This is a genomic window from Nocardioides sp. (genome assembly GCF_036401255.1).
Lineage (GTDB): Bacteria > Actinomycetota > Actinomycetes > Propionibacteriales > Nocardioidaceae > Nocardioides.
The window spans coordinates 1-4,722 of record NZ_DASWVI010000076.1; the positions used below are offsets into that span (position 1 = coordinate 1).

At 72.7% G+C, this 4,722-nt stretch carries 7 protein-coding genes; 4 read left to right on the top strand and 3 right to left on the bottom strand.

Annotated elements, in window-relative coordinates; genetic code table 11:
• Nucleotides 1-421, top strand: a 421-nt coding sequence (locus tag VGD85_RS03515) for a hypothetical protein (protein WP_331062064.1), incomplete at its 5' end; no start/stop codon positions are given.
• A 19-nt stretch (nucleotides 422-440) separates the two neighbouring features.
• Here the strand turns inward: VGD85_RS03515 and VGD85_RS03520 are convergent.
• A complete protein-coding gene (locus tag VGD85_RS03520; RefSeq protein ID WP_331062065.1) occupies nucleotides 441-1,247 on the bottom strand; it encodes a thioesterase family protein in 807 nt (268 codons plus the stop codon).
• Between the two features lie 161 nt (nucleotides 1,248-1,408).
• Between VGD85_RS03520 and VGD85_RS03525 the strand changes: the two genes are divergently transcribed.
• Nucleotides 1,409-2,773 carry a metallophosphoesterase family protein gene (locus VGD85_RS03525; RefSeq protein ID WP_331062066.1) on the top strand — a complete coding sequence of 455 codons (1,365 nt, stop codon included), beginning with the start codon at nucleotides 1,409-1,411 and terminating at the stop codon, nucleotides 2,771-2,773.
• Between the two features lie 120 nt (nucleotides 2,774-2,893).
• Here the strand turns inward: VGD85_RS03525 and VGD85_RS03530 are convergent, their stop codons facing one another.
• Nucleotides 2,894-3,349: a hypothetical protein gene (locus VGD85_RS03530; protein ID WP_331062067.1), complete on the bottom strand. Its 456-nt coding sequence runs from the start codon at nucleotides 3,347-3,349 to the stop codon at nucleotides 2,894-2,896.
• A 67-nt stretch (nucleotides 3,350-3,416) separates the two neighbouring features.
• Here VGD85_RS03530 and VGD85_RS03535 point away from each other — a divergent pair, with 67 nt between their 5' ends.
• On the top strand, nucleotides 3,417-3,770 hold the full coding sequence (locus tag VGD85_RS03535; RefSeq protein WP_331062068.1) for a YidH family protein: 354 nt from the start codon (nucleotides 3,417-3,419) through the stop codon (nucleotides 3,768-3,770).
• A gap of 16 nt (nucleotides 3,771-3,786) precedes the next feature.
• On the opposite strand, the gene VGD85_RS03540 is transcribed toward VGD85_RS03535, so the two are convergent.
• Nucleotides 3,787-4,344: a TetR/AcrR family transcriptional regulator gene (locus VGD85_RS03540; RefSeq protein WP_331062069.1), complete on the bottom strand. Its 558-nt coding sequence runs from the start codon at nucleotides 4,342-4,344 to the stop codon at nucleotides 3,787-3,789.
• A 63-nt stretch (nucleotides 4,345-4,407) separates the two neighbouring features.
• On the opposite strand from VGD85_RS03540, the gene VGD85_RS03545 reads away from it, so the two are divergent.
• Nucleotides 4,408-4,722 (top strand): multidrug efflux SMR transporter (locus VGD85_RS03545; protein ID WP_331062070.1); only part of this gene is annotated, 315 nt, incomplete at its 3' end.

A 4,722-nucleotide genomic window follows, 5' to 3' on the forward strand; every position in this document is an offset into this window, starting at 1 on the left:
GATCGCGGCGTCGCCGTACGCACCGGCCGCCGCCCGGCACTGCCTGCGACTCGCGTCCGACGACAACGAGCTGCTCGCCGCGCGGGCCTGGACGGTGCTCATGCGACTCGGGGACGGCGGCCAGCGTGAGCAGGTCGTCCATCGCGCCGTGGTCGACGAGCGCCCCACGGTGCGGGCGCGAGCGCTCGTCAACGCCGGCCTCGGCGGATCGCTGAAGCCCGACGAGAGCGCCGCCGTGGCGGGCCGCTACGACGCCGCCCGCAGCGCGGAGCGGCACGCGACCCTGTTCGCCCTCGGCATGGCGGGCGCCCCCGAGCTGGCCGATCTCGCGGAGTCCGCGGACCCCGAGACCCAGCGCAGTGCCCAGTGGTGGCTCGACCACGGGCCGGCCATCATCGACCGGGACCTCGTCGAGCGCTGAACGAGGGACGCGACCGCCGTCAGGCCCGCGGCTGGCGGGCGAGCTGGCGGCTCTGCGCGACCAGCCGGCCCGCGGAGTCCCACACCTCGCAGTCCTCCTCGAACATCCCGCCCGCCAGGTTGCGGGTCGCGTGCCGCACCTTGAGCCAGCCCGGCGCGGGCCGGGCCCGCACGTGGGCGGTCAGCTCCAGGGTGGGCGCCCAGCCGGGCAGGCCCAAGTCGAACGTCACCGGCGGCAGCGCGTCGACCACCAGCAGCAGCGAGATCGGGTCCGGCTCCCGGCCGTCGGCCAGGCGGAACCACGCGCTCAGCACGCCGTTGCCGCTCGGCTGGCCCACCGTCCAGCCGATGTGGTCAGGGTGGAAGCGCATATCGAAGCGGTCCATCAGCGGGGCGACCGCCCGCATCTGCGGTGGCGCCATCGTGTTCGGCACGCACTGGTCCGGGGGCGGCATGTCGGGCTCGTCCGCGGTCGTGCGGACGTCGCCGCCGAGCCGGCCCAGGTCGCCGTACGTCGCCAGCGCGGTGATCCGCACGTCGTCGCCCTGCCGCAGGTCGGCGGCCGCGGTCGCCAGGCTGCCGCCGTCGCGGCGCACCGCCACGCTCACCTCGGCCGGACCGGCCTCGGAGGCGGAGAGGTAGTACGCCGACACCGCGACCGGGTCGGGCTTGGCCGGGAAGGCCTGCCGCAGGGCGTTGCCGAGCACCGCCAGCAGGTAGCCGCCGTTCAGGCCGCCGCCCACCGACCAGCCGGGCGCCAGGTCCGCGGCGTACGTTGCGTCGTCGCGCCGGGTGACGGCGGTCTGCTCGTCGAACTCGTAGGTCACCCGCGCGAGCCTAGGGAAACCGCCCGTCCGCGCGCGGACCGCGCGGCATGACTCACCTCACAGTTCGGACCCCTTGAGCGCGGACGACCGGCGTCCGAGTTAAATCGGGCCCGGCCACCGGCCCTCGACCCCTGACCTCGACCAGGAAGCACCCCACCCTGATGGCGATCCGCCGCTCCACCCGTCCGATCGCCGTCGGGCTCGCCGCGACCGTGGTCGCCGCAGTCCTCGCCGCCGGCACCGCTCCCGGTGCCGGTGCACCGCCATCGGGTGCGAGCACCGGGCCGTCGCTCTCGCCGTCCGCGGCGGCGCGCGCGAGCAAGGGCCGGGTGCACTACGCGCCGCCGGCGGCCCGCACGCTGGCGTGGGAGGGGGTCACGCCGGCACCGCCGGAGGGCCCGCCGGACTACCGGTTCCTGTCGTCACCGGACTTCATGAACGCCGACCTGGCCGACCTCAGCCGGCTGCGGAACTGGCGCTCGAGCATGCCGAACTCCTGGAACTCCTCCTACGCGTCGACCATCGACACGATCCTCGACACGTTCACCGCCGAGGCGCCGCAGGACGTCCTGGTCGCCGGCGACCTGGTCAACGGCCACTGGGGCGGCCACGACAGCACCGGCATCTTCGGCCCCACCCGCACCCAGCAGCAGCGGGTGACGGCCACCAAGCGCGCCGCCGACTTCTACTTCTCCCGGTGGCGGCGGCTGTTCGACGCGCGCGACCTGCCCGTGTACGCCGCCGTGGGCGACCACGACCTCGGCGACAACCCGTGGCGCGGTGGCCACGACCCGGAGCAGGCCCGCTTCAAGCGTCAGCACCAGGGCGTCTTCAAGTCCGCCTTCTTCCGCAAGGTCGTCAAGCCGAGCCACGTCACCGACCGCCCGGCCGGACCGGCCCACGACACGGCGTACGCGACCTATCTGTCCCCCGAGGTCCTGCTGGTCACCGTGAACGTGTTCCAGCGCACGCGCGACAACGTCATCCCCAAGCTCGACCGCGCCCAGCTCGCCTGGCTGGACCGCACGCTCGCCGCCGGTGAGCGGCGCGGCACCGACTGGATCGTGGTCCAGGGGCACGTGCCGGTGCTCAAGCCGGTGCGCACGCACGGCTCGTCGGCCATCTACTACCAGGGCGGCGCGAAGTCCCCGTTCTGGCGGACGATGGCCAAGCACCACGTCGACCTCTACCTCCACGGCGAGGTCCACGAGGTCAGCGTCAAGCGCGCCGACGGCATCACGCAGGTCTCCCACGGCGGCACCGTCGGGATGCCGTCGCCGCGCGGCTACGGAGCGACGAACTACCTCCTCGGCGAGGTCTTCGGCGACACGATGTGGCTGCGCGACAACCTGTTCACGCCGACGATGGTCGACTACTCCCACCAGCTCTGGCAGCTCGGCGGCAGGTCCCACCGCCCGGTCGCCCACAAGCGGATCTCCGGCGTGGCGCCGGCCATCGGCCACCTGGTGCTCACCAGCGACAACCAGCTCGTCTACAGCGACGGGGCGCTGATCCCGCTCAGCTGACGGGCACGGTCCCGCTCGCCGCATGGGACGCGGTTCGCGGACCCTATCCGGCGCCGTTGACCGGGCTCGAGCCCGGATCGTCGCCGGGCCCAACTCCTGACCGCCGCCGGGATCTTGGCGTCAGCAGTCGAAAGTCGCCACGACGTGGACCGTGACGTTCTTGCCCTTCTTGGTCGCGGTCGCGTCGGCATCGACCTCAGCGCCCCCGCCGTCGGGATCGACGTCAGCGGTGCCCTGCCCAGGCTGGACAGTGAACGTCGTCTTGCCGACGGTCACGATCGGCGTGGCGGGCTCGTCATCTCGCCCGGGAATGATCGAAACGCTCTTCTGTCCCTTGCTCGTCTTGTAGAAGGCCTGGTTCCCACCTCCGGTGATGACGAAGCCGGGCCCGGACCACGACGCGTCGACAGCGTCGGTGAGCTTCACTGTGGCGTCACAGTCGGCTTGGCTCTCGGGCGCCTTGGTGTTGCTCGGGTCTGCCTGAGAGCCCGGGTCGTCATCAGAGCCGCTGCAAGCGGACACCGCGAGCGCGGTCGTCAGGGCGGTCACGGCCAGGGTCAGTCGTGGCGAAAGCATGCGACAGAGTCAAGCATGCCGAGGGGAATGCGGTCGCACGGGAGGCAGCTGCGGCAGCATGGGCGCCATGACCGACCGCCGGCCGCACTGGGTCTACGGGCCCGGCGAGGAGCCCGACCCCCGCTTCACGCTCGCCAACGAGCGGACGTTCCTGGCGTGGGTGCGCACCGCGCTCGCCATGCTGGCCGGCGGCGTGGCGCTGCACGCTCTCGAGGTGCCCGGCACGCCGTGGCTGCGCACCACGCTCGCCGTCGTGCTGGTGCTGTTCGGGGCGCTGGTCACGGTGTTCGCGCTCGTGCGGTGGGCGCGGGTCGAGCGGGCGATGCGGATGCGAGCACCGCTGCCCGGGTTCGGGCTCGGCGTCGTGATGACCCTCGCGGTGCTGATCGGGGCGGTGCTCCTCGCCGTGGCGTTCCTCTGAGGGACGCTGTCCGCGCTCAGTCGGCCAGGGCCTGAGCCGCGCGGGCCAGGTCGTCGACACCGCGGGCCAGCTCCTCGGGGCGGTCGGTCGCGAGGTCGAGGTGGAAGCCGTAGAGGGCGGAGTCGACGAGGGTGACGATCCGCGCGACCCGGCGTGCCGGCGCGCCGCTGCGGACGAGGTAGTCCCGCAGCGCCGCGGCCCACCGCTCGTTGCTGGCCCGCGCCTCGGTCAGGTAGGGCTCGCGGCCGATGAGCCCGGTCGCCGCCGCCTGCACGTAGACGTCCAGGCAGGAGTTGAGCGGCTCGGTCGCGTACGCCGCCCACAGCCGATTGACCCCGGACCGCACGCTGGGCGCCGGGGGCAGGGCCTCGATCTCCGCGATCGAGCGCTCCCCCGCCCGGACCACCACAGCCGAGACGAGCGCGTCCCGGCTGCCGAAGTGGTAGATCAGCATCCGGTCGCTGGTGCCGATCGCCGCCGCCACCGGCCGCAGGGTCAGCCCGATCAGGCCGTGCTCGAGGACGTGGTCGGTGACCTGGTCGAGGAGCTCCTCCCGACGGCTCTCGCTCGTCATGGCGTGGAGTGTAGCGAGTGCTACGCTTGTAGCAGTCGCTACATTTCCTGGAGAGGACTCAACGTGTTCGCCGCGATGGTGCTGCTGATGGCCGCGATCGGGGTCGAGGTCGCCTCGACCGCCGTACTGCCCCGCGCCGACGGCTTCACCGATCCCCTCTGGAGCGGCCTCGTGCTCCTCGGCTACGGCGTGTCGATCTGGCTGCTCACGATCGTCGTGCGCGACATGCCCGTCTCGATCGCGTACGCGATCTGGTCGGGCGTCGGTACGGCGCTGGTCGCGGTGGCCGGCTATCTCTTCCTCGACGAGCCGCTGGGCTGGGTCAAGGTCATGTCGCTCGCGCTCATCGTCGTCGGCGTGCTCGGGCTGAACCTGGCG

Excerpts from the sequence above, each read along its gene's own strand:
- VGD85_RS03525 (WP_331062066.1), top strand. The coding sequence starts at position 1,409 with ATGGCGATCCGCCGCTCCACCCGTCCGATCGCCGTCGGGCTCGCCGCG.
- VGD85_RS03530 (WP_331062067.1), bottom strand. The coding sequence starts at position 3,349 with ATGCTTTCGCCACGACTGACCCTGGCCGTGACCGCCCTGACGACCGCG.
- VGD85_RS03535 (WP_331062068.1), top strand. The coding sequence starts at position 3,417 with ATGACCGACCGCCGGCCGCACTGGGTCTACGGGCCCGGCGAGGAGCCC.
- VGD85_RS03540 (WP_331062069.1), bottom strand. The coding sequence starts at position 4,344 with ATGACGAGCGAGAGCCGTCGGGAGGAGCTCCTCGACCAGGTCACCGAC.